The organism is Alphaproteobacteria bacterium (assembly GCA_040218575.1).
In the GTDB taxonomy this organism is placed as follows: domain Bacteria; phylum Pseudomonadota; class Alphaproteobacteria; order JAVJRE01; family JAVJRE01; genus JAVJRE01.
In genome coordinates this window covers 60,431-84,623 of the sequence record JAVJRE010000001.1, presented here as the reverse complement: position 1 = coordinate 84,623, position 24,193 = coordinate 60,431, and the positions used below count along the sequence as shown (strand labels likewise).

The window sequence follows — 24,193 nt, the reverse complement described above, 5'->3', positions numbered from 1 at the left end:
CCATTTACTTGACGCCGAAGGCGGGGTGGAATCTGACCATGCCGCTCGGCACGTCGCCGCCAAAAGCAAGCATCTGAAAATATGCCGGCGGCACGCCCTCCAGCCTGAGCCGCGGGTCGGCCCTGAACCCGAAGCGGCCATAAAATGCCGGCTCGCCCAGCACGACGCAGCCGCCCGCTGACGACTCCTGGCACAGCGCCAACCCCGCGCGCACCAGCGCCGAACCCGTGCCCCGGCGTTGCCAGCCGGGCGCGACCGACACGGGGCCGAGACCGAGCCAGCCCCTACCCCCATGATCGCCCGCCTGATCGATGGTCACCGACGAAAATGCCGCATGGCCGATGATCGTGCCGTCCGCCACCGCCACCAGCGATACCGTCAGCGCGCCCGCCGCCCGCAGGCCGTCCACAATGGCCGGCTCCGTGCCATCGCTGTGAGCCATGCCGGCGAAGGCCGCTGCGGTCACCGCACGGATCGCCGCGGCGTCGCCCGGCGCCTCGGGCCGAATGGTCCGGGCCGCCATCCGCCTTATCCGCCCGGCCCGCTCAGCCACGTGGCCAGATCGCCGTCCACCACATGATCCACATGGGCGGCGGCCCAGCCGGGCAGGGGGCGGCCGTGGGCGATCCACACGGTGGTCATGCCCAGGGCCTTGGCCGGCTGCAGATTGTCGGCCCGATCCTCGACCATGACCGTCTGCGCCGGATCCAGGCCAAAGCGCGCGACGATGGCCCCATAGGCCCGGCCGTCGGGCTTGTGCACCAGCCCGCCGTCATAGATGTCATACACCGCCTCGAAGGCATGGCTGATCGCCAGGCGCTTCAGCACTTCCGCCGCGTGATCGGCCCGGGCATTGGTGAAGACAATACGCCGACCGCTAAGCCCGGCCAGCGCGCCGGCCAGGGCGGCATCCGCTGCCAGCGCGTCATAGCTCATGGCCTCATAGCGATAGTCATAGAACCGGTCGGCCGCGCCGTCGCTTCCGTCCAGCGCCCGCACCGCGTCCAGGGTCGAGATATGTCCTGCCATGGCCTGGCCGATGCGCCGTTCGCGCTCCGCCTCCGCCAGGTCGTCCGGCAGGTTCAGCAAACGGGCCAGATAGGCGTCGCCGCGCGCGCGAACATGGTCATTGATACCGCTGGCCACGCCATACAGCGTGTCGTCCAGGTCGAACAGCCAGTCGGCCTGCGTCAGGGCCGCGGGACGGCCGCCGCTTGCGCCATGGCCGGTCATCGGCGCAGCGCCTGACGCAGCGCCGCCGCCTCGTCCGCCGATACCGCCGCCGCATCGTGGCGCAACAGAAAATCAATCAGCACCAGAGCGCTGTTGTAGAGCACCTGGCCCGGCACGGTCAGCAGCTTCCGCACGTGTGACACCGGCAGCAGGACGAATTCATCCACCTCGCCGTCGACCGGTGTCAGGCCCGGCGCCAGCCCCAGCTTCGCTTCGAAACAGATACAGCTTCCCACCTGCAGCCCCGCCGCATGGGCCCGGCAATAGCTGACCCGGCCGACCCGCCGCGCATCCTCCAGCCGTGTGCCGCCAAGCCCGGCTTCCTCCGCCGCCTCGCGGGCCAGCGCCTCCATGATACTCTCGCCCGACGCCACCGCACCGCCCACCGTCACGTCCCACAGGCCCGGGTCGTTGCGCTTGGTGGCGGCCCGCCGGCCGAGCCACAGGGCCAGCTCGCCGCCGGCCTCGCCATAGGCCACCAGCTTGACGTCTGTCGAGCGGATGCCAAAGGCATCGGCCGCGCTGCGCTCCAGCCACAGCAGCGCGTCGCCGGACCAGCCGGCGCGCACGTCCAGGTCCTCGCCCCATCGCGCCTCGGCCAGGCCCGCCCCGTGCAGATCGGGCAACAGGTCGGCAACCGCATGGCTGCGGTCGGCCGGCACGTCGCCGGCGTCCAGCATCAGACCATCCTGGCCGTCCCGCCGCTCTGGCCGGAACAGACCGCCACTCTTGTCTTTCAGCCATTGGGCAACAGCCGGTTGCAGCCAACCGGCCGGCGCCGCCGCCTCCGCCACCCACCACGGCATCGCCTGACCGGTATCGCCGGTGTTGCAGCGGGCGATGGCCTCCGCATAGCCGGCAGCCACGGTCATGGCTTGGCCGCGACCGCCATGCGCTGACCCAGCGGTTCGCCCTGCACCAGTCGCGGCAGAGTGCCCACCAGCCCCATGGCCCCGTTCATCAGCAGACGCTTGGCCGGACCCATCCGGTCCACCGCGCGCAACCCGGCGCTGCGGGCCAGCCGCAGCACAGGCCGGTCATTGCCGAACAGGCGGGTCAGCCCGTCGGTGGCCAGCACCAGGCTGGTATTGTCCGGCCGCCGCCACCGCTCATAGCGGCGCAATACACTGATCATGCCGAAGTCCAGGCCAAGCTCCGCCGCGTCACCCACCACTTCGGCCAGCGCCGCCGCATCGCGGAATCCAAGATTGGCCCCCTGGCCGGCGATGGGGTGGATGCGATGGCCGGCATCGCCCAGCAACGCCAGGCGCGGCATCACATAGCGCTCCGCATGAACCACCCCCAGCGGATAGCGCCCGCGCTGGCCGGTCAGACGGGTCTCGCCCAGCAGACCCTGGGTGCGCCCGGCCACCGCCTGGTTCAGCCGCGTCTCGTCGAGGCCGTGAATGTCCCGGCCGCGCCGCCGCTCCAGACTCCACACCAGGGCCGAGCGATGGGGCAGGCCGGCGGGATCGCCCCGCCGCGCCGTTGCGTCCGCCAGCGGCAGCATGGCCAGCGGCCCGTCCGGCCAGAATATCTCGTGGCTCACCCCGTCGTGCGGTGCCGCATGGGCCAGGGTGGCGACGAACGCCTCCTGACCATAGGCCCAGCCCTGGGTCGCAATGCCGGCAAGCTGGCGCAGGGTAGAGCGTGCACCATCCGCCGCCGCCACCAGCCACGCCCGTTCCTCGCCGCCATCGGCCAGGGTCAGGCGCGCACCGTCGGCGGCGCCACTGAAGGCGGTGATGGTCGCCGGCGCGCGCAGACGGATGGCCGGGGTCCGGGCGATACGGGCAAACAGCGCCAGGCGCAGGTCGCGATTATCAACGATCCAGCCAAGACCCTGAATGGATCCATCCGCCTCCGCCGGCTCGTCCAGATCGCGCACGTCATAGGTCAGCGCCGCACCGCTCACCCCGTCCGCCACCCTGACCGCCAGGATCGGTTCCGCCGCCGGCGCCAGGGCCGGCCACACGCCCAGCGCCTGCAGAACCTGCTTGCTGGCGCGGCTCAGTGCGGTGGTCCGCCCGTCATAGGCGCGGTCGGTCAGCGCCGCCGGGCTGGCCTGGTCCAGCAGCGTCACTCGCAGCCCGGCCTGGGCGAAGGCCAACGCCGCCGTCAGGCCGATCATGCCGGCCCCGGCCACCGCCACATCAGCCACCGCCGGGGCGGCCGCCGCCGGCCGGCCGCTGGCGGTCTTTCTGTTGGCCGTCTTTCCGCTGGTCTTGCGTCGCGCCATGCTGTCTTCGCCTGTCATGGGTGTTTGCCGACGACCACTCTATAAGGGCGGTGCCCGTGAGTGAACGCGACTCTTCCGCCGCATCACCGGGCGGCGCATGATATGGCCATGGCTGATCGCCTTCTGATCCACATCGGCTGTGGTTTTACCGCCGGGCCAAGCTGGCGCAACTTCGACGCCTCGCCGACCCTGGTGTTTGAGCGGCTGCCACTGGTCGGCCGCCTCTATACCCGCAACCAACATCGCTTTCCCGCCGCGGTCCGCTATGGCGATATTGTCCGCCGACCGCTCTGCCCACCGGCCACGGCGGACGCTGTGTTCACCAGCCACATGCTGGAACATGTGGCGCTGGACGACATGCGCCGCGCCCTGCGGCACATACTTACGATGCTGAAACCGGGTGCGCCGCTGCGTCTGATTGTTCCCGATCTGGAAAGTCGCGCCCGCGCCTATGTGGCGGCGGCCGAGCGCGGCGATGGCGCCGCCGCCCACCATTTCATGGCCGGCGCCGATCTCGGCGTGGCTAGCGAACCGGCCAGCCGCCTGGCCCGTCTCGCCCGCATGCTCGGCAACGCCGCCCACAAGTGGATGTACGACCGGGCGACCATGACGACCGAGCTGACCGCCGCCGGCTTTGACCGCATACAGCGCTGCCGCCTCGGCGACAGCGCCGATGTGCCGGAGCTGGCGGAAATCGAGGAGGCCGGGCGCTATGCCGGTCCCGACGGGCCGGAACTGGCGCTGGAGGCGCGGCGGCCAGCAACGGAAAGCGAAGATTCATCCCTGAATCCGACAAATTGAGTGGCTATCGCGAGATTCGAGTCAAGCCTATGGTCGCAATGACCTGATTCGGCAAGTTTATTTGCCGCTGCACCTCGCACCCTGACCTGCTAGACTCCCGCCTCGCCGGCCCGCCGCCGGCCCGTTCAGGACAGGGGACCCTGCCGCCGATGCTCAATCCGCGCCTGGCCGAACTGCCGGGCAATATGTTCGTCGAACTGCGCGCCCTGCTGGCGGATGTATCTCCGCCGGCCGGTCTGGCCCCTATCGACATGGGTATTGGCGAGCCGCAGGGCGCGCCGCCGGCGATCCTGACAGAGACTATAGCCGCCCACCCCGACGCCTGGGGCCGCTACCCGCCGCCCTTGGGGCTGGACGATCTGCGCACGGCCTCGGCCGAGTGGCTGACCCGCCGCTACGACCTGCCGACCGGCATGGTCCAGCCGCAGCGCCATGTGCTTGCCGTCGCCGGCACCAAGGAGGCGCTCTATCTGGTGGCGACCATCGCCGTCGGTCCGGCCAAGGCCGGCCAGCGGCCTGCCGTGCTGATGCCGGACCCGGCCTATTTCGTCTATGTCAACGCCGCCATCCTGTCCGGTGCCGAGACGGTGATGCTGGACTGTCCGCGCGACAACAACTTCCTGCCGGACCTCGATACTCTGGCCCAGGCCCTGCTGGACCGCACCGCCCTGTTCTACCTCTGCTCGCCGTCCAATCCGCAGGGCTCCATCGCCTCGCCCGACTACCTGGCCCGCCTCATCACCCTGGCCCAGGCGCACGACTTCGTTCTGGTGCTGGACGAGACCTATGCCGAAATCTACGACCGCACGGCCCCCGCCGGCGGGTTACAGGTGGCGCGTGATCTGGCGGCACGCCAGGGCACGACCACCGACCAGGCCATGCGCAACGTGCTGGTCAGCCATTCCCTGTCGAAGCGGTCCAGCGCCGCCGGCCTGCGGGCCGGCTTCGTCGCTGGCGATCCCGACCTGATCGCCGCCTTCGCCCGGGTGCGGGCCTCCACCGCCCCGGTGATTCCGGTGCCGCTGGCCCATGCCGCTGCGGCGCTGTGGCGCGATGACGCCCATGCCGAGGCCAACCGCAACGCCTATCGCGCCCGCTTCGACGCGGCGGAGCGCCATCTCTCCAACCGCGCCGGCTTCTACCGGCCGCCGGGCGGCTTCTTCCTGTGGCTGCAGGTGGATGACGGCAAGGCCACGGCGCGGCGTTTGTGGCGCGAGGCCGCCATCCGCGCCATGCCCGGCGCCTTTCTGTCGGACAATCGCCCGGACGGCTCCAATCCGGGAACCGGCTATCTGCGCCTGGCCATCGTCCACAGCCCCGCGGTGGTGGAAGAAGCGGCGCGGCGCATCGCCCCCTTATTGTAGAGCCGATATGCCTGACCCGACGCACCATCCCTCCCGCACGACACCCAGGACCGACCTGTCATGAGCAGCACCGCCACCATCGGCCGCACCGCCAGCCGCAACACACCGTCAGGCCGCGGGGCCGGCCGCGGCACCGGCGGTGGCGCACGGGCCGGCCGCCAGCCGGCCCGTCGCCAGATCCTGCCGGACGGCGCCCGCGCCTGGCTGGTGTCCGGCCTGATCCGTTTTTCCGGCGCCGTCCTGATGGCGCTGGCGCTGGCCTTCACCCTGGCGCTGCTGAGCTGGAATCCGCTCGACCCGTCTTTCAACCGGGCGACCGCCGCCGCACCGGCCAACTGGCTCGGCCTTGTCGGCGCCTATGCAAGCGATCTCGCCCTGCAGAGCCTGGGGCTGGCCAGCGCGGTGCTGGCCGGTGTCGTCGGGTTGTGGGGCTGGCGGGTCATGCGGGTGCGCTCGCTTGGCCGTTTGTGGCTGCGTCTGGCCAGCCTGCCGGCCGCCCTCATCGCCGCCGCCGCCGCCTTGTCGGCGCTTGGCGCGCCTTTTGGCTGGCCCTTCGCGGTCGGTCTTGGCGGTGCCGTCGGCTGGCTGGTACTGGACCAGTCGGCCACCCTGCTGGGCGGCTTCGGCCTCGACGTGCTGCCGCTGTGGCCGGCCCTGGCCTGGGCCACCCTGGCCATCGCCGCCATCGCCACCACCTCCGGCCTGTCCGCCGGCGAATGGCGGCGGATCGCGGCGGCCCTGGGGCGCGGCATCGGCACTGCCGGTCTGTTCCTCGGCCACGCCCTGTGGCGCGCCGTGACCGCGTTCGGCCGCCTGCTGGGCGCACCGTTGCGTGGCGCGCGGGCCCGTCACGGCACGGCCCCTGCACGGGCGCCGACGCGCCCCCGGCAGGAGCCGCGCTTCGTCGCTGGTAGGGAGGCGAGCCCTGACCCGGCCGGCCGCCATGACCAGGATGCGGACGAAGACGATGATGTGCCGCTGGCCGCCCCGGTCAGCCGGCGCGAGCCGGAGCTGGTGGCGCCGCGCCCGGCAACGGCGCGCGGCGGCCGCCGCCGCGCCCGCGAGCAACAGCCCGCACTGGATCTGGACTTCGAGGCCGGGCTGGAGCTGCCGACGCTGGACCTGCTGAGCCCGCCGCCGCCACCGCGCCAGGCCGACAGCCAGGAAGCCCTGGCCCAGAATGCCCGCCTGCTGGAAAGCGTGCTGGCCGACTTCGGCGTCAAGGGCGAGATCGTCAAGGTGCGGCCCGGTCCGGTCGTCACCCTCTATGAGCTGGAACCGGCGCCCGGCACCAAGACCAGCCGGGTCATTGCCCTGGCCGACGACATCGCCCGCTCCATGTCGGCCATCAGCGTGCGCATCGCCGTGGTGCCGGGCCGCAACGTCATCGGCGTCGAGCTGCCCAACGCCGACCGCGAGATGGTCGGCTTGAGCGAGATGCTGGCTGCCGACTCCTATGACCGCAGCAGCGCCAGGCTGCCGCTGGCGCTGGGCAAGGACATCGGTGGCCAGCCGCTGATCTCCGACCTGTCGCGTATGCCGCACCTGCTGGTCGCCGGCACCACCGGCTCCGGCAAGTCGGTGGCCATCAACACCATGATCCTGTCCCTGCTCTATCGCCTGACGCCGGAGCAGTGCCGCTTCATCATGGTCGATCCCAAGATGCTGGAACTGTCGGTCTATGAAGGCATTCCGCACCTGCTGTCGCCGGTGGTGACCGACCCGCGCAAGGCGGTGGTCGCGCTTAAATGGACCGTCCGCGAGATGGAGAACCGCTACCGTGCCATGAGCCTGCTGGGGGTGCGCAATCTGGCTGGCTACAACGCGCGGCTGGCCGAGGCGCGGGACAAGGGCGAGGCGTTGACCCGCAAGGTGCAGACCGGCTTCGATCCCGAAACCGGCAAGCCGATCCACGAGGACCAGCCGCTGGACATGGCGCCCATGCCCTACATCGTCGTCATCATCGACGAGATGGCCGACCTCATGCTGGTCGCCGGCAAGGATGTGGAGGCGGCCATTCAGCGCCTCGCCCAGATGGCTCGCGCCGCCGGCATTCACCTGATCATGGCGACACAACGACCCAGCGTTGACGTGGTCACCGGCACCATCAAGGCCAATTTCCCCTACCGCATCTCCTTCCAGGTGACCAGCAAGATCGACAGCCGCACCATCCTGGGCGAGCCCGGCGCCGAACAGCTTCTGGGCCAGGGCGACATGCTGTTCATGGAAGGCGGCGGCCGTCTGACCCGCGTCCATGCGCCCTTCGTCTCGGTGGAAGAGGTGGAGGCGGTGGTCAGCCATCTGACCCGTCAGGGCGTGCCCGATTATCTGGAGGAAGTCACCGAAGACGAGGATGCCGCCAGCGGCATTCCCGGCTTCGATGACGGAGCGGGCGGCGCGGGCGGCGACGGCGACGGCGGCGACACCCTCTATGACCAGGCGGTGGCGCTGGTGGCGCGCGAAGGCAAGGCGTCAACCAGCTTCGTCCAGCGCCATTTGCAGATCGGCTACAACCGCGCCGCCCGCATCATCGAGCAGATGGAAAATGACGGGGTCATCGGCCAGGCCAACCATGTGGGCAAGCGCGAAGTCCTGATCGGCGAGCGCTAGGTTGCGTCCGGCCGGCGGCGCAGCGCGTCCTGCATCTCTGTTAGTTCCTCCGGCCCGGCGATCCGCCTGACGGACTTGCCGGCCGCCTCTTCCGCCGCCACCAGGCGTCGGATCTCCGGCATCCAGTCTTGGTCGATCTCTTTCATCATGGCGAGGACGGCGTCGAGTGGCGGCGCGTCGGCATGGTCGCCCGGCGGGTGGTCCAGTGTGCCGGCCTGCCACGCGGCGTGGCGTTGCAACACCAGCCGGCGATGCACCTCAAACGGCATGTCCACCAGTATGATCTCGCTCGCCCGCGCCAGACGCGGCGCGATGAACTCACGCCGGCCGATGCCATCCATCAGCCAGCATTCGCCGGCGATGATGGCGTCGTGCAGCGCCGCATACTCCGCTTCCGGCCGCAATCGCCAGCCCGGCAGCCACACCAGCTTGTCTACTTCGTGATACGGCAGGTCATGTCGCGTCGTCAGCAGCCGCGCCAATGTCGACTTGCCGCCGCCGGCATTGCCCAGAATGGCGACCCGCCGCACCCTCGCAACCGAAGTCAGTCTCAGGCCGGCGCTGCCAGGCGCAGGCCAATGGCCGCGGCGATATCGGTCTTTGGCGGAGCCGTCCGCGCCGTCGGCCGGCCAATGCCTTTCGCCAGATCGGCCTCGGCCAAACCCCGGATTGCCGCCATGGCCTTGTCCCAGTCCGCCGCCATGGCCGGCGACTGTTTGCGAATGGCCCGGCGCAGCAGCCAGCGCTTGAGCGGGTTGGCGTGGTCCGGCGCGGCGCAGCGCAGGTCCAGGTCCGCGCCGTCGGCCCGCTCGCTGAACCGAAAGCACAGCCGCATGCGGCCGCCCATGGGCAAAGCAATCTCCAGGGTCAGCATCTCGTTGGGACGCCAGGCGCGCACTGTCATCACGGTCACCGCGTCGCCGCCGTGGGCGCAATGATCCACCGTGCCGATGCCGGCGCGGCCGCTTTCTGCCGTCATCCGATCCACCTTCACCACATTGGGAAACCAGTCGGCCCGGCGCGCCGGGCTGGTAATGAGGGCCCACAACCAGTCGACCGACACCGGCAGGTGGAGCCGCACGTCCGGATGGGCCCGCGGCTCATCGTCCGCCACGGCCACCTTGGCTTCCTGTCGTTTCTGCTGCCATACCGCCGCCATGTCGAACACGTGCAGAACCACATCGCCGAACTCCTCGGTCGGCTCCGTATGGCGCCGGGACCGGGCGAAGACGGCAGGCAGATTGATGGCGTCGGCCGCTGCCTGGGTCACCGCGCCATAGGCGGCAAGGCCGGTCGCTTCGCGCACCGTGTTCTTGAGCAGCCGGTGCAGCAGGATCACATCCCCGCCGGCCAGCTCGCGCCGCTCACCGGCCGCCTGCTCGGCGAACTCGCCGTGATGAACCACCAGCTTGAGGTCCAGGTCCGTCATGTTGGCGCAGGCGGCGCAGGTGCAAGTGGTGTTCAGCACCATGCGCGACTGGGTCTCGGCAAAGCCGCAATACACAGCGTCCATGGCGTCCAGCACCTGCTGGCCATCGGCCACGTCGCTGTCGCGGGCGAACGCGAATACGGCGTCGCCCTGCACGTTGGACAGGTGAAAGGGCAGGTCCAGGCTCCGCAGCAGCCCGTCGAACAGCCCCTCCAGGATACCGCGCGCGTGCTCCAGTTCCGACCGGGTCAGAAACCGGGTATAGCCGCTGATGTCCGCGATCAGCAAAAATCCGCGCTCGACTCCGGCCATGATATCTCCCCTGTCGCGCCCGCTCGCAGCACCGACGCGCGGTGACTATAGCCCGTCACCGTCGGCCGTGCCTACCAAGCGGGGCGCGGTGTCAGGCACGGCCCCGTCCTCCCCCCAGTCATGGTTGCGCGACCACAGCGCCAGGCGCTCGGCCACCTGACCGGCCGCGCTCTGAGGTCCGTCGGCCGGCCGCGTCAGGGCGAACCACGCCAGCGGCACCGCCGGTTCCAGCGACCGCGCCACCAGCCGGCCGGCCGCCACATGGTCCGCCGCCAGCCAGCGGCTCAGCAGCGTTACGCCGTGTCCGGCCTCGACCATGGCCAGGATGGCGCTGACCGGACCGGCCTTGCGCAGACCACCCGGATGGACGCCGGCCGGCCGACTGAATAATTCGCGGCTGTGTCCTGGCACCGGCACCACCGAATAGGTCAGAGTCACGGCGTCGGACAGGTCGGCCGGACGCACCGCCGCCGCCGCCGCCAGGGGATGGTCCGGCCGCGCCAGCAGGACGATGGCGTCATTGAACAGGGGCCACACCCGGAGCGGCCCGTCCGGCGCCACGCCGCACTCGATGGCCACGTCGGCCTGACCCGACTGCAGGGCGCGCTGCGCCGGCGTCTCGCCGGTGGCCGCCACCTGCAGGGGGAAACCGGCGACCGTGGCAAAGCGCGCGAACCAGCCCCAGCGGTCGAACGGACCGCTGGTCACCTGCACCGGCGGCCGACCCTCGGCGGCAATCACGCGCGCCTCACGCTCGCCCTCATCGCTCCGCGCCAGCACGTCGCGGGCCATGGCCAGCATACGCTCGCCGGCCGGTGTCGGTCGCAGGCGCTGTCCCACCCGATCGAACAGGGCCAGACCCAACCGCCGTTCCGCCTCGGCGATGCGGTGGCTCAATGCCGACTGGCTGAGCCCCAGAGCATGGGCGGCTCGGCTGACGCCGCCGGCATCGACCACCGCCGCCAGTGCCTCCAGATGCTTGAAGTCCAACTGTCCGGCCATCTGCTCACTCTATCGATTTTCTGCATAGATTTGCGAGAACTATGAACGTGACCAATGGGTGGCCAGACGATATGTCAGGGGAAACCAACGCCCCGGAGGCCCCATGACCGTCACCTTGAACACCCTGGCCGATCTCAGCCTGGCGAACGCCCGCCGGGTCGCCATCGACGGCCAATCCATCGCCATCGGCCAGACCGCCCGCGCCGCCATGGACAAGGCCCGCGCCGCCTACGACGCCATGCTGGCGGCGGAGCCCGACCTCTTCATCTACGGCACCACCACCGGCCCCGGCAGGATGGCCAAGGACCGGGTCACGCCGGAGGAGCGGCAGTCCTTCGCCGAGGCCTTCCGCCGCTGGCAGCCGCGCGGCCACGGCTTCGGCGACGCGGTGCTGCCGGAGCGCCTGTGCCGCCTCATGGTCCTGGCGCGGCTGGCCAACTTCATCGCCGGCCACGGCGCGGTTCGGCCGCTGGTGGCGGAGCGGGTCGCCGCCGTGCTGGACAAGCCCCTGCCGTCGGTGCCCCTACGCGGCATGACCGGGCCGGGCGAGATCCTGCCGCTGTTTCATCTTTTCGCCGATCTGCCGGACGACGACTGGCTGCCGGGCGAGCCCATGAGCCTGCTCAACGGTTCGCCCTGCGCCTCGGCCACGGTGGCCGACGTGGCGCTCAGCGCCCGGGCCCGTCTCGGCCAGGCGGTGCGCGCCTTCGCCCTGGCCATAGAGGCGCAGTCGGCGCCGCTCGGCCACTATGAAGCGGCAGTCGGCCGGCTGTGGAACAACCCCTATGACGCCGAGGCCTGCGCCGCCCTCATGGACGCGCTGGCCGGCGTGGCGAGCGGCAACCGCCAGGCCTATCAGGCGCCGGTGTCGTGGCGCGTCATGCCACGTGTGCTGGGCCAGGCCTTTCGTGTCGTTGCCAATCTGGAAGAGGTGGCGGCCCAGTCACTGGCCGCCGTGTCGGCCAATCCGGTCTATCTGTTTCCCGGCGAAAGCGGCGATGAGGGTCCCAGCGGCCACGGCCGCAGCGTCTCCACCGGCGGCTATCACAACGGCCAGGCCCATCCCGCCATCGATGCGGTCAATGCCGCCTTCGCCGAGGTCGTCACCCTCATGGGTCATGTCACCGGCCAGTTGCAGGACGGCCGCGTCACCCGCCTGGCCGACGGCCTGTCGCCGGGCGGCCGGTTCCCGCACGGCACCATGAACATCTCCTGGCTGCTGGCCGACTATGTGGATCGCGCCCGGCTGATGGCGACGCCGACCCTGATCCCCGCCTCGGCCTACGGCGCCATGGTGCAGACCGACGTCTCGGAGCCGGTCTTCGCCGCCTGGGAGAAACACCAGGCGGCGGCCGAGTGTCTCGACATGGCAACCACCGTGATGACGGCCATTACCGTCCATGCCCTCGACCTGGGGGGCACGGCGCCGCCGCCGAAGCTGGCCGCCATGGCCGGCCGCATCCGCGACCTGGCCCTGCCGCTAGTAGCGGAGGACGGCATCGCCGCCGGCGCTGGCCTCGACCGGGTCTATCGGCGCATGACCGACGCCGCCTTGCGTGGTGATCCGGCCACTTTCGAGACCGCCAACTGAGCGACCCGCCGCCCCCTAGCGTCTGGCCGCCGCAAGAGCCAGTGCCGCACCGGCCAGAACCACCGCGCTCACCCGGCCCAGCATCCGCATGCGTCCGGCCCGCCGCAGGAAGCGTCCGGCGCCGGCGCCGGCCAGGGTCCACACGGTGTCACCGGCCACCGCCAGAACCGCAAAGGTGACAGCCAGCAGTACCAGTTGCGCCGTCGCCGGCCGCGCCGGATCAACGAACTGCGGCAGGAAGGCCGCATGGAACAGCAGGGTCTTCGGATTGGCCATGGCGATGGCGAAGCCAAGGGTGAACAGCCGGCCATGGCGCGGCGCGGCGATCACCGGCGTCGCACGGCTGGCCTGACGCCAGGCCTGCACCGCAAAGGCCAGCAGCACGCCGACGCCGATCCAGCGCAGCAGGCCGAAGATCTCGGCGAACAGGTTCAGCACCGAGGCCAGCCCGGCGGTCACCAGGGCCAGTTGCAGCACCAGGCCGATCTCGGTCCCGGCCAGCACCACCAGTCCGGTGCGCGGACCATGCGCCGCGGCCTGGCTCACCATCAGCGTCACATTGGGGCCGGGAAAGGCCACCAGCAGCAGGGTCGCCCCGGCGAAGGCGGCGAGCAGAGCCGGTTCCACAACCATCAGCCCACCGCCATCGCGCGCAGGGTCTGCCGTGAAACGCAGGCCCGTCAGCCGCCGGGGCGGTAGGGCGGCTCGCTCATCTGCCAGGCGTCGTCCTCGGCATACTGCGTCAGCCGTCCCTCGCGCGGAATGGGGCCGTGCTCCATGCGGGCAATCATCCGCTCCACATCGACGATGGCGCCTTTCAGGGCCTGGACGATTTTCGCCCGGTCCTCCGTATAAGGCAGTTCTTCAATCAGGGTGCCGAGGCGGCCCCGCGCGCGCCATGCGGCGTGGCGGGCGGACTCGGTCCACACCGGATCGAAGCTCTCCAGGCGGTGCGGCCGCTCGGTGAAGTAGGTGCGGCTGGGCTCCGGCGAAGACACATCGCGGCCGGCGAAGGACTGCACCAGGCTGGCGCGAAAGCCACCCTTGGGCATGGCCTGGGCGTGGTGCCAGATGGCCGTGCCCTGCATGGCGCAGGCGGTGCCTGGCGGACAGGCCGGCGCCACCAGCCGGTCGGCCGGGATCGGCTCGCCGGACTCCCGATACTTCAGGCCTTCCTCGCGGGTGCCGGTGTAATACTCAAAGCGGCCGCCTTCCACCGCAAAGGGGTCATACATGGACAGCACCATGGTGAAACCCACCTGGTCGTGGTGCCAGCCCTGTATCTCGCGACCGGGCTCCGCATGGCCCAGATTGATCTGGCTGTGCAGATGAACCATGGCCAGCGGGGCGATGGGCGTCTCGAATATCTGGCTCATATGGTCCAGCACTTCGGGGCTGCGCATGAACTCGCGGAAGAACATCGAGCGATAGGTGCAGTTATAGATGCGGTTGCCGGCGACGTCCGGCGTAGTCATGAACGGTTCGACGGTCTTCACCGCCGCCTGCATGGCCTTGACGCCTTCCTCGCTCAGCACCCTGAACGGCGTGACCACCGCCCACGGGCTGGCATACTGCTTGATCTGCTCCGGGCTGTAGCCGAACTCGCTCAACGCCATGCGCTTTTCCGGCATCTCCAGTTGCAGATGCCTGTTCGGATCGAAGGTCGGTCCGTCCACCACCTCCATGCCCGGCGGCAGGCGGGGCGGAAAGGTATCAACGTCAGCCAGCATGTGAGTCTCTCCCTGGTCTCTTGACCATTCAGCCTGTGCCTCTTCAGCCCTTGGCGGTGTGCCCCGGCATGAAGGGCGGGGTCGCCATTTGCAGTTCATCGTCGCGCACATACTGCTCGCGCATGCGCTCGCGGCTCACTTCGCCCTCTTCCAGCCGGGCGATGGCGCCCTGCACGTCGGCGATGCCCTCGCGCAGAGCGGCGATGATGGCCGTGCGGTCCTCGGTAAAGGGCAGCTCTTCCATAAGGGTGCCGAGCTTGGCCCGGCTGACCCACGCCTTGTGCCGCGCCCATTCGGTGAAGACCGGGCTCACCTGGCCTTCCGGTACGCCGAAGCGGCTGCCCGTGAAATAGGTGCGGTTGGCGTCGGGCAGCGACAGGTCGCGGGCGCAATAGCTGTGCACCAGGCTGGCCCGATAGCCCGGCGCTTCCATCGGCGCGCCGCGGTGCATGATGGCCGAGCCCTGCATCAGGCAGGCCGTGCCCGGCATACACGCGGGCGAGACGATGCGGTTGCGCGGCAGATCGCCGGCCTCGTCGAGAATCTCTTTGGCTTCCTCGCGGGTGCCGAAGAAATATTCGAAACGCCCGCCCCGCACCTTGGACGGATCGTACATGGACAGCACCATGGTGAAGCTCACCCGGTCGTGGTGCCACGGCACGATGTCCTTGCCCGGCTCGTCATGGCCGAGATTAAGCTGGCTGCCCAGGTGCGGCATGGTGTGCGGCGCGATGGGCGTCTGGAAAATCCCGCTCAGCCAGTCGGTCACCTCGACGCTGTGCATCAGGTCGTGGATGAAACGCGAGTGATAGGTGCAGTAGTGCAGGCGCCGGGCCCGGCCCTGGTCCGCATGGCTGCGCGGCATGCACGCTTCGATGGCCTGCTGCAGCGCCGCCACGCCTTCGTCGGTCAGCAGCCTGACCGGCGCCAGCAGGGCGACCGGGCTGGCGTACTGGCCGATGCGCGCCGGGTCATAGCCCACATCCTCCAGCGACCAGCTCTGCGCCGGCTTCTCCAGCATCAGATGGCGGGCGGCATCGAATACCGGCTCGCCCTCCACATAGGAAAAGCCCGGCGGCAGGCGGTCGGGCATCGCGTCACGTTCGGCCAGCATTCTCTTCTCCTGACGGCGGCGCGGCCGTCCCCGCCACGCCCGCCTTGTGAGGTCGCCGCTGCCGCACTTCGCCCGAAGGGCGCGCCTGGCAGGCCCGCCTGCGGGCTGATCCGGCATCAATGAATTGGCTGGACTCAATCCTGCGCCCGCCGCACCGCCGGATGCAAGGCCTTTGCGCCCGGCGCGCCTCTGGCGGGGCAATCATGGTGCGCCCGGGCGGTTGCCCCGGCCCGGCGGACTTGCCGGCAGGTCTTCAAGCGGCGCGATCTGCGCCCATGGGCAACCGGCCTATCCCAGCAGCACCTCTTCCCACGGATAGGTGTCCAGAATCTGCACGCCGCTTGCCGTCACCACCACCTGGTGTTCCAGCTTGACCCCCTCCGCGCCGCCTTCACGGCCCATATAGCTCTCGACGCAGAACGCCATATTCTCCTCGATGACCCGGTCGGGTTCGCTCATGCGGTCGGTGTCCTGCACCTGCGGGATGCCCGGATACTCGTCGCCCAGGCCAACCCCGTGCAGCAGGGCATAGCGGTTGAGCACCGTGTCCTGCGGCATGCGAAAGCTCTTCTCCACCACCTGGCGGAAGGTCACGCCAGGTTTCAGAAGCGCCATGTTGTGCTCCACCTGGTCCACCGCCAGTTTGTAGAGATCCTTCTGCTCCGCCGTCGGCTTGCCCGGGCCGCAAAAGAAGGTGCGGCTGATATCGGCGCAATAGCCGAAGGCGCCGTTGGCGTCGGCGTCGAAGGCCACCAGCTCGCCCGGCCGCACCCGACGCTGGCCCGCCTCCTGCATCCACGGGTTGGTCCGCCCGCCGGACGCCAGCAGGCGGGTCTCCATCCATTCGCCGCCGTTCTCCGCATTGGCCTGGGCGATGATCGACCACAGTTCCTGCTCGGTCATGCCGGGCTTCAGGGCCTCGGTCATCCGGTGCATGCCGGTCTCGATGCCGCTGATGGCCCAGCACATGCACATGATCTCTTCCCGGCTCTTGATAAGGCGCGCCTGGGCCATGACCCGCTCGCCGTCGCCCACCTCCAGGCCCTTGGCCTCCAGCGCCTTGAGGCCCAGCGGGTCCAGATGATCGAAGGCGATGCGCCGGCTGCCGCCACCCTTTTCACCCATAAGCTCGGCCAGCTCGCCGGCCCACGCCGCCACCCGCTCCGCCTGGTGCTCCACCGCCGAACGATAGCTCCAGCCGCGCGCCGGCCGCACCTCGCCGATGGTCTCCAGCGCGCCCGAGCGCGCCATGATGCCGTGATTGCCGAACTCGAACAGAACGCATTTGCCTTCCGCCGGAACGAACACCCAACGCGCCGCATTGTGCATGGTCCACACGCTGAACACCCGGGTGCCGGTGGCGTAGCGGATGTTCATGGGCTCGGTCAGGACCGCCGCGCCATAGTCATGAGCCCGCAACTGGTCCTGCACACGGCCCAGGCGATAGCCGCGCAAGGCCGCCACATCGAGCTCGGCCTCGAAGTCCTTGATGCCGTCACCGGCCATGGCCCGGGCCATGGCATAGGGATCATCGCTGGTCATGGCGGCTCCTTTCAGGTCTGCCGCCGGCACCGCTGCCGGCCGGGCCTAGCCCAGCAGATCCTCTTCCCATGGATAAGTGTCGAGAAGCTGCACGCCCTTGGCGGTCACCAGCACCTGATGCTCCAACTTGACCCCTTCGGTGCCGCCCTCGCGGCCCATATAGCTCTCGACGCACAGCGTCATGTTCTCCTGCACCACCCCATCCGGGTCGCTCAGGCGGTGGGCGTCCTGGATCTCGGGAATGGTCGGGTATTCGTCGGCCAGACCGACCCCATGGATCGGCCCATAGCGGTTGGCGGCGAACTCGTTGCCCAGCTTGTAGCTCTTGTCGATGAACTCCTTGAAGGTCAGGCCGGGCTTTAACAGCGCCATGTTGTGCTCCACCTGATCCACCGCCCGTTTGTACAGGTCCTTCTGCTCCTCGCTGGGCTTGCCGGGGCCGCAGAAGAAGGTGCGGCTGATGTCGGCGCAATAGCCGAACGGACCGATCATGTCGGTGTCGAAGCTGACCAGCTCGCCGGCGCGGACCCGCCGTTCACCCGCCTCGCGCATCCACGGGTTGGTACGCGCGCCGGTGGTCAGGATGCGGGTCTCCATCCATTCGCCGCCCATCTCGTTGTTGGTATTGGCGATATAGGACCACAGCTCGTTTTCGGTCAGACCCGGCTTCAGCGCCTCGCGCATACGGGCCATGCCCACCTCGGCGACGCCGATGGAAATGGACATGCACTGGACTTCCTCCGCGCTCTTGATCATGCGGGCGCGCTCCATGACCCGCTCGCCCTCCTCCACGTCGATGCCCAGCCGGTCCATGGCGCGCAGCCCGGCCGGATCCAGATGGTCAAAGCCGATCCGCCGGTTGCCGCCGCAATGCTCGCGCACCAGCGCGTCCACATCGCTCGCCCACTCCGCCACCCGTTGGGGAATGCTCTCCGAAGCGGTGAAGTAGAACCAGCCATGGGTCGACGGCCGGACTTCGCCGACCGTCTCCAGCTCACCGGTCGCCGCCATGGCGCCGCCCTTGGCGAACTCGTAAATGATGGGCAGACCCTCCGCCGGCACGAAGGCCCAGCGACAGGCATTGTGCAGGGTCCACACCGCCATCTGCCGCGAGCCGGTGGCGTAGCGGATGTTGAGCGGGTCATAGAGGATCACCGCCCCCAGATCATGCGCCTTGATCATCTCCTGTGTGCGCGCCAGGCGATAGGCGCGCAGCTTGCGCATGTCCACCTGGCCTTCGAAGTCCTTGAGGCCGGCGCCTGGCGTGTTGCGGGCCATGTCCGTCAGTATGTCAGCCATCTTCCCACTCCCCCTGATACGCGCGCCTGATACGCCGGCCTGACGCGCGGCCGGCGCACCGGGCCAAAGCGCCGCTGGTCTTTCAGCCCACCGTGAAGCGCGGCGTCGTCATCTGCCGCACATCGTCCTCCTGATAGAACTGACGATAGGTCTCGTTGGTGATCACCGGCGTCTCCAGACGCTTGACCAGCAGTTCCACATCGGCGATCGCCCCTTTCAGCGCCCGGATGATGTGCGCCCGGTCCTCGGTGAAGGGCAGCTCCTCCATGATGGTGCCGAGGCGGCCGCGCGCCACCCACGCGGCATGCCGCGCCGTCTCGGTCATGGATGGATTGGCCATGCCGTCGGCAAACTCGATGTCGTCGCCGGTGGTGACGTAATAGCCGCGGTTGGGGTCGGGCGCCGCCACGTCGCGACTCACATAGGAGTTGATGACGTTGCAGCGATAGCCATGCTCCAGCATGGGCTGACCGCGGTGCAGCACGGCGCTGCCCTGCATGGTCGACGCCCAGCCCTTGGCCGCATGCACCGGCACCACCAGCTTTTCCGCCGGCAGGGTGCCGCCGGCACGGACAATGGCCAGCCCTTCTTCGCGCGGCCCGGCATAATATTCAAAGTGCCCGCCCTTGAGCTTGGCCGCGTCATGCATGGTCAGCACAACCGTGAATCCCACCTGGTCATGGTGCCAGCCCGACACGTCGCTGCCCGGCTCGCGGTTGGCGAAGTTCACTTGGGTCTGCAGGTGGGCCATGGTGTGCGGCGCGATGGGCGTTGCGTAGATTTCCGACAGGAAGGCGCAGATGTCCGGTGAGCACGCCAGATCGCGCAGGAAGCGCGAGTGGTAGGTGCCGTAATAGATGCGCCGCAGGCCCGCCTTGCCATGCTCGACGATGCGCGGCTGCAGCAGTTCCAGAACATGGTCGAGCGTGGCGATGCCTTCGTCCGACAGCATCCTCACCGGGCTGGTTGCGGCAAGCGGGCTGGCGTATTGCGCCGCCTGCGCTTCGCTGTAGCCAAGATCGGCCAGGCTCCATACCTGCTTCGGCTTCTCAAGTTGCAGGTGCTTGGCCGGATCGAACAGCGGCTCGCCGTCGATTGGCACGAAGCCCCGCGGCAGGGTCTTGGGAAAGGTCTCGGCGTCGGCCAGCATGGGAGTCTCCCTGGAAAGCGCTGATTGAAGGCGCTGGCGAAAACAAGCCCGGCGATCCTATGACGGCGGCGGCCGGTTGCAAGCGGATAATGCGGCGACCCCGACTTTCTGTTCAGCCCCCTGCCGGCACCCCCTTCGGAACCGGCGGCTCAGGCTGTCGCTGGCCCCCCCGGGGCGCTGACCTGGACGCCGACCCAGAACACGATCCCGCCGCCACACAACCTCACCCCGCCGCCGGATACGGCCGTACCAGGCGGGCGCCGGACTGCTCCAGACGATCACGGCGAAAGGTCAGGCCCCAGCCCGGCGCCTCGCTCAGGTGGATCAGCCCCTGCTCGGGCAGCGGTTCACCCTCGAACAGCTCGCCCATCACCGGCTCGATGGTGTCGCCTCTGGCGCTGGGCGAGATGTACTCCACAAACGGCGTGGTCGGCTGGGTGGCGGCGAAGGCATAGGTGTAGCTGGAACCGCCGTGCGGAATGACCGGAATGTCGAAGGCGTTGGCCAGGGCGGCGATACGCAGAATCTCCGTCATGCCGCCGCCCCAGCGCAGGTCCGGCTGAACAATATCCACCAGCCGTTCGGCAATCAGCCGGCGATGACCATAGCGCGTGTGGTGGTGCTCGCCGGTGGTCAGCCGGGCCCACGGACAGGCCTGACGGATCAGGCGGAAGCCGTCCACATCGTCCGGGTGCAGCACCTCCTCGAACCAGTACAGGTTGACCTCCCGCGCCGCCGTGATGAAGTCGATGGCCGAGCGCACGTCCAGCGCCGACCAGCAGTCGATCTTCAGCGGGAAGCCGGCGCCCACCTTGTCGCGCCAGCCCCGCACATAATCCAGGTTGCGGGCCAGTGCGCGGTGCCCGTCGGCGCCCGCGGCCAGCGGCGAATAGGGCAGGGTCAGCTTGGCGCCCGTAAAGCCCAGGCGTTTTGCCGCCAGCGGATCGGGCCCGGTCAGATAACAGGGCAGGGCGTCGCGCACATGGCCGCCGATCATCTTGGCCACCGGCTCGCCGCGCCGCAGCCCCAGCAGATCCCACAGCGCCAGGTCCACCACGCTCAGGGCATAGATGGACAGGCCGCTGCGGCCGTGATTGAAGCCGATACTGCGGAACATCTGGTCCCACATGCGGGCGATATCGCGCACATCGCTGCCGACGACGAAACGGCGGAACATCTTCTCGATAAGGAAGCAGGCCGGCACCCCGCCCTGGCCGGTGGCGATACCTACCTGGCCGTCCTCGCCTTCCACTTCCACGTGCAGATTGCCGATGACGTCAATGCCCCAGTCGGTCCGCGCCCCGGCGTACGCGTTGTGCACGCTCATGACATTGGCCATGGGGTCGTCGGCCCGCCAGTGGCCACCCTTGGGCGCATCGGTCGCCTTGGCGACGCTGCCCTCCACCACATAGGCCCGCAGATCCCGGATCCGCCACCTGCCGTCCGCCATCTTCGATTCCCCTGTTCTCGCCGCCCGTTCCTGCCGCCGGCGGTTCTGTGGCCGGCCGCCCGGCCGCCCGGCACAGCGTCCGGCATCCGGCCGGTCACCGCAATCCCGCCCGGTCATATCATCGCAACCGGTCGGGCGGCTCTTGACTCTACTCCCGGTCAGGCGTGGGATTGAGGAAATCGCGACAGTCCGGCCCTAGTCCACGGTTCCGACCGGGAACCGACGGGCCGGGTCCGCGCGACACTCCAGCACTGTCTTCAACGGGGGCGAGTCCATGAGCAACGAGAACGACGATCCGACCGGTGGCCGCAAAGAAGCGTTTGATCGGGCCGGCGCGCAGGATCGCGAGGCGAAAGAGCGGGCCCACCGCAGCCGCCGTGGCGGTCGCCGCACTCAGCTCTCCGTCGCCTCCACCGGCCCCGGCTTCGTCCAGCGGCCGTGGTCGGTCATGGCCAATTTCATGCCGCCGGTAAAGTTCATCTCCGACGACGAAGTGGAATCGATCCACCAGGCCGGCCTGCGCATCCTCAAGGAGATCGGCCTTAAGTTCACCGACCCCAAGGCTCGCGCCGTGCTCAAGGGCATCGGCTGCGATGTGAACGAATCCACCGAGCAGGTGAAATTCGACCCCGCGCTGGTCGAGGAATATATGGCCTTGGCGCCGCACGACTGGGTGATGGAGGCGCGCAACCCGGCGCACAACCTGCCCATCGGCGGCAATGTCATCACCTATTCCACCACCGGCGGCCCGGCCTTCGTGTCCGATCTGGAACGTGGCCGGCGCATGGGCACCATGAAGGACCTGGAAGAGTTCATCAAAATGTTCCAGGTGATGAACGTGGTCCATCGCGGCGGCATCGGCTTCTCGCCCAACGATATTCCCGCCCCCATCCGCCACCTGGTGACCAACCAGGCGCTGATCACCATGACCGACAAGACCCTGCCCGGTGGCGGCTGGGGCCGTGAGCGGCAGATCGACTCCATCGACATGGCGTGCATCACCATGGGGATCAAGCGCGAAGACCTGAACACCTCGGGCCGCGTTCTGTGCATGGGTGGCTGCAACGTCAACTCACCACTGCTGTTCGATACCACCCAGACCGAGAACATCATGACCCTGGCCGAGCACGGCCAGGCCTCCATCGTCACGCCGTTCACCCTGGCCGGCTCCATGGCCCCCATCACCCTGGCCGGCGCCATCGCCCAGCAGCATGCCGAGGCCTTGTCCGGCATCGTCCTGGTGGAGGCGACGCGCCCCGGCGCGCCGGTTGCCTATGGCGCGTTCACCACCAATGTGGACATGCAGTCGGGCGCGCCCGCCTTCGGCACCCCTGAATATGCCAAGACCAACATCATCTCCGGCCAGATGGCGCGGCGGATCGGTGTGCCTTACCGCTCGTCCTCCACCAACACCTCCAATGCGCCGGACAGTCAGGCCGCTTATGAGAGCATGATGAGTCTGTGGGGCGATATTCTCGGCCACTGCAACATCGTCGCCCACGGCGCCGGCTGGATGGAGGGCGGGCTGACCTGCTCTTATGAAAAGTTCGTCATGGACTGCGAGATGCTGCAGATGATGAACGCCTTCATGGAGCCGATCAGCCTGGGTGAAGATGATTTCGCCATTCGTTCGGTCGAAGAAGTGGGCCCCGGCGGCAACTTCTTTACCAATCCGCACACGCTGGCCCGCTACAAGTCGGAGTTCTATTCGCCGCTGCTGTCGGACTGGCGCAACTATGAGAGCTTCGAGGAAGCGGGCAGCGTGTGGACCGCGCCGCGCGCTAATGGCCTGTGGAAGAAGATGGTCAAGGCCTATGAGGCGCCGCCCCTCGACGAAGCCATCCGTGACGAACTGGCCGACTTCGTAGAGCGTCGCAAGCAGCAGATTCAGCAAGCCGCATAGACCCCGCCGGTCACCGTCCCGGACCCGTCCACACGCCGCCAGACGCAAAAGGAAAGCGCCATGCAACTGCCCGCCAACGCCGCCACCAACGGCTGGTACAATATCCTGCCGACGCCGCCACCGGCGCGACGCCTGCAGGGCCAGCAGCGCTACCCCTGGGTGGTGATCGGCGCCGGCCTTACCGGCCTGTCGGCGGCGCGCCAGTTGGCGACTCATATGCCCGACACGCCCATCGCCCTGATCGAGGCGGAGCGGGTCGGCTTCGGCGCTTCGGGCCGCAACTCCGGCTTCGTGCTGGAGGTGCTGTTCGGCGGTGCGGCCGGTGTGTTCAGCGATGTGGACCTGGAGAAGGCGCGCATGCGCCTGTGCACCGGCGGTCGCGATACCCTGAAAAAGCTGGTGCAGGAAAATCAGATCGAATGTCACTGGCATGATTGGGGCAAGCTGCATGTGGCCGCCGGTGAGGTTGGCGAGGCCGGCCTGAAGGTCCAGAAGGAAGGCAACCGCAAGCTCGGCGTGGCCTATGAAGAGCTGGACCAGGATCAGGTGGCGGCCATCACCGGCACCCGCTTCTACACCCGCGGCCTCAAGACCGAGGGCACCGCACTGGTCAATCCGGCCGCGCTGTGCCGCGGTCTGGGCCGCACCCTGCCGGCCAATGTGACGCTCTATGAAGAGACCCCGGTCACCGCCATGGCGCGCGGCAAGCCATTCCGCCTGACCACGCCGGAGGGCGAGATCACCGCCGACAACATCATCCTGGCCACCAATGTGTGGTCACCGGCGCTGGGCGTCGCCCGCAACCGCATGGTGCCGACTGTCGCCTATGCCAGCCTGACCCGGCCCATGACCCAGGCCGAGATGGATGAAGTCGGTGGCGAGAAGGCCTTTGGCCTGCTGCCGTCGGCGTGGTCCGGCTCCACTGTCCAGCGCACCCCCGACGGCCGCATTCTCATGCGCAACACCGGCGCCTATGGCGGCGAGGCGACGGCTGACCCTGCGATCCTGGCCAGGGCCCGGGCCAACCATCGGGAATCCATCGCCAAGCGCTGGCCGGCCATTGCCAATATTGAGATCGAGCACACCTGGGGCGGCTGCCTCGGCGTGACCCGCAACGGCGGTCATATCTTCGGCAAGCTGGACGATAATATGTGGGGCACCATCGCCTGCAACGGCGCCAGCGTCGCCCGCGGCACCATGGCCGGCGCTCTGCTGGCCGACTATATCGTCGGCGCGCCGTCGGATCTGCTGAACGACCAGTTGTCGGTGCCGCCGCCCAAGTGGGTGCCGCCGGTCATCGGCCGCTTTGTCGCCAACCGCCGCATCGCCAAGGTGCTGGCCGAAAGCGCCGAACGCTAAGCCGGTCGCGCCACTGCGCCCTGGCCACAACGTTCACGGCTACTGAACTTCGGCGTGTTTGCGGT

At 68.8% G+C, this 24,193-nt stretch carries 20 protein-coding genes; 6 read left to right on the top strand and 14 right to left on the bottom strand.

Translation table 11 applies throughout. The features are described 5' to 3' along the window. Positions 1–4 precede the first annotated feature (4 nt). The 4 genes from RIE31_00385 to RIE31_00370 are packed head-to-tail and all read right to left on the bottom strand — an operon-like array spanning position 5 to position 3,490. Complete coding sequence (locus RIE31_00385) at positions 5–523, bottom strand: N-acetyltransferase (protein MEQ8639060.1); 519 nt, start codon at positions 521–523, stop codon at positions 5–7. Positions 524–528: 5 nt separating this feature from the next. Then, positions 529–1,233, bottom strand: coding sequence for an HAD-IA family hydrolase (locus RIE31_00380; GenBank protein MEQ8639059.1), 705 nt, complete (start codon positions 1,231–1,233; stop codon positions 529–531). Further along, on the bottom strand, positions 1,230–2,105 hold the full coding sequence (locus RIE31_00375; GenBank protein ID MEQ8639058.1) for a DUF4743 domain-containing protein: 876 nt from the start codon (positions 2,103–2,105) through the stop codon (positions 1,230–1,232). Before RIE31_00375 ends, RIE31_00380 begins: the two co-directional genes overlap by 4 nt. After that, complete coding sequence (locus tag RIE31_00370) at positions 2,102–3,490, bottom strand: UbiH/UbiF/VisC/COQ6 family ubiquinone biosynthesis hydroxylase (protein MEQ8639057.1); 1,389 nt, start codon at positions 3,488–3,490, stop codon at positions 2,102–2,104. The genes RIE31_00375 and RIE31_00370 overlap by 4 nt, the downstream gene beginning before the upstream one ends. Before the next feature lie 90 nt (positions 3,491–3,580). Here RIE31_00370 and RIE31_00365 point away from each other — a divergent pair, with 90 nt between their 5' ends. From RIE31_00365 to RIE31_00355, 3 genes are all read left to right on the top strand, one after another. Beyond that, positions 3,581–4,273: a methyltransferase domain-containing protein gene (locus RIE31_00365; GenBank protein ID MEQ8639056.1), complete on the top strand. Its 693-nt coding sequence runs from the start codon at positions 3,581–3,583 to the stop codon at positions 4,271–4,273. A gap of 149 nt (positions 4,274–4,422) precedes the next feature. Further along, positions 4,423–5,637 (top strand): aminotransferase class I/II-fold pyridoxal phosphate-dependent enzyme, encoded by a 1,215-nt coding sequence (locus RIE31_00360; protein ID MEQ8639055.1) that lies wholly within the window; start codon positions 4,423–4,425, stop codon positions 5,635–5,637. Positions 5,638–5,697: 60 nt separating this feature from the next. After that, positions 5,698–8,247 (top strand): DNA translocase FtsK 4TM domain-containing protein, encoded by a 2,550-nt coding sequence (locus RIE31_00355; protein ID MEQ8639054.1) that lies wholly within the window; start codon positions 5,698–5,700, stop codon positions 8,245–8,247. On the opposite strand, the gene RIE31_00350 is transcribed toward RIE31_00355, so the two are convergent. Genes RIE31_00350 through RIE31_00340 form a run of 3 tightly spaced genes read right to left on the bottom strand, consistent with a single transcriptional unit; the run spans position 8,244 to position 10,990 of the window. After that, the gene (locus RIE31_00350; GenBank protein MEQ8639053.1) at positions 8,244–8,777 is read right to left on the bottom strand and encodes an adenylate kinase; all 534 of its coding nucleotides are present in this window, start codon (positions 8,775–8,777) and stop codon (positions 8,244–8,246) included. The genes RIE31_00355 and RIE31_00350 overlap by 4 nt on opposite strands. A gap of 20 nt (positions 8,778–8,797) precedes the next feature. Continuing rightward, positions 8,798–9,988 (bottom strand): DUF2652 domain-containing protein, encoded by a 1,191-nt coding sequence (locus tag RIE31_00345; GenBank protein MEQ8639052.1) that lies wholly within the window; start codon positions 9,986–9,988, stop codon positions 8,798–8,800. Positions 9,989–10,033: 45 nt separating this feature from the next. Next, a complete protein-coding gene (locus RIE31_00340) occupies positions 10,034–10,990 on the bottom strand; it encodes a LysR family transcriptional regulator (GenBank protein ID MEQ8639051.1) in 957 nt (318 codons plus the stop codon). Between the two features lie 103 nt (positions 10,991–11,093). Between RIE31_00340 and RIE31_00335 the strand changes: the two genes are divergently transcribed. After that, positions 11,094–12,581: an aromatic amino acid lyase gene (locus tag RIE31_00335; protein MEQ8639050.1), complete on the top strand. Its 1,488-nt coding sequence runs from the start codon at positions 11,094–11,096 to the stop codon at positions 12,579–12,581. A 15-nt stretch (positions 12,582–12,596) separates the two neighbouring features. Here RIE31_00335 and RIE31_00330 read toward each other — a convergent pair whose 3' ends face one another. The 7 genes from RIE31_00330 to RIE31_00300 all read right to left on the bottom strand — a co-directional run bounded on the left by RIE31_00330 (position 12,597) and on the right by RIE31_00300 (position 20,866). Further along, positions 12,597–13,214, bottom strand: a complete 618-nt coding sequence (locus RIE31_00330; protein MEQ8639049.1) for a LysE family translocator — start codon at positions 13,212–13,214, stop codon at positions 12,597–12,599. Between the two features lie 47 nt (positions 13,215–13,261). Beyond that, positions 13,262–14,311: a hypothetical protein gene (locus tag RIE31_00325; GenBank protein ID MEQ8639048.1), complete on the bottom strand. Its 1,050-nt coding sequence runs from the start codon at positions 14,309–14,311 to the stop codon at positions 13,262–13,264. A gap of 43 nt (positions 14,312–14,354) precedes the next feature. Then, on the bottom strand, positions 14,355–15,425 hold the full coding sequence (locus tag RIE31_00320; GenBank protein ID MEQ8639047.1) for a hypothetical protein: 1,071 nt from the start codon (positions 15,423–15,425) through the stop codon (positions 14,355–14,357). 288 nt (positions 15,426–15,713) lie between these two features. Next, entirely contained in the window at positions 15,714–16,967 is a 1,254-nt protein-coding gene (locus RIE31_00315; GenBank protein ID MEQ8639046.1) for a Xaa-Pro peptidase family protein, read from the bottom strand. 45 nt (positions 16,968–17,012) lie between these two features. Then, positions 17,013–18,266 (bottom strand): Xaa-Pro peptidase family protein, encoded by a 1,254-nt coding sequence (locus RIE31_00310; protein MEQ8639045.1) that lies wholly within the window; start codon positions 18,264–18,266, stop codon positions 17,013–17,015. An 82-nt stretch (positions 18,267–18,348) separates the two neighbouring features. Then, positions 18,349–19,416, bottom strand: a complete 1,068-nt coding sequence (locus tag RIE31_00305) for a hypothetical protein (GenBank protein ID MEQ8639044.1) — start codon at positions 19,414–19,416, stop codon at positions 18,349–18,351. Positions 19,417–19,639: 223 nt separating this feature from the next. After that, a complete protein-coding gene (locus tag RIE31_00300) occupies positions 19,640–20,866 on the bottom strand; it encodes an enolase C-terminal domain-like protein (GenBank protein ID MEQ8639043.1) in 1,227 nt (408 codons plus the stop codon). Positions 20,867–21,140: 274 nt separating this feature from the next. Between RIE31_00300 and RIE31_00295 the strand changes: the two genes are divergently transcribed. Together RIE31_00295 and RIE31_00290 are read left to right on the top strand one after the other, a co-directional pair. Beyond that, on the top strand, positions 21,141–22,769 hold the full coding sequence (locus RIE31_00295; protein MEQ8639042.1) for a trimethylamine methyltransferase family protein: 1,629 nt from the start codon (positions 21,141–21,143) through the stop codon (positions 22,767–22,769). A 60-nt stretch (positions 22,770–22,829) separates the two neighbouring features. Further along, positions 22,830–24,128 carry an FAD-binding oxidoreductase gene (locus tag RIE31_00290; GenBank protein ID MEQ8639041.1) on the top strand — a complete coding sequence of 433 codons (1,299 nt, stop codon included), beginning with the start codon at positions 22,830–22,832 and terminating at the stop codon, positions 24,126–24,128. Positions 24,129–24,193: the final 65 nt, after the last annotated feature.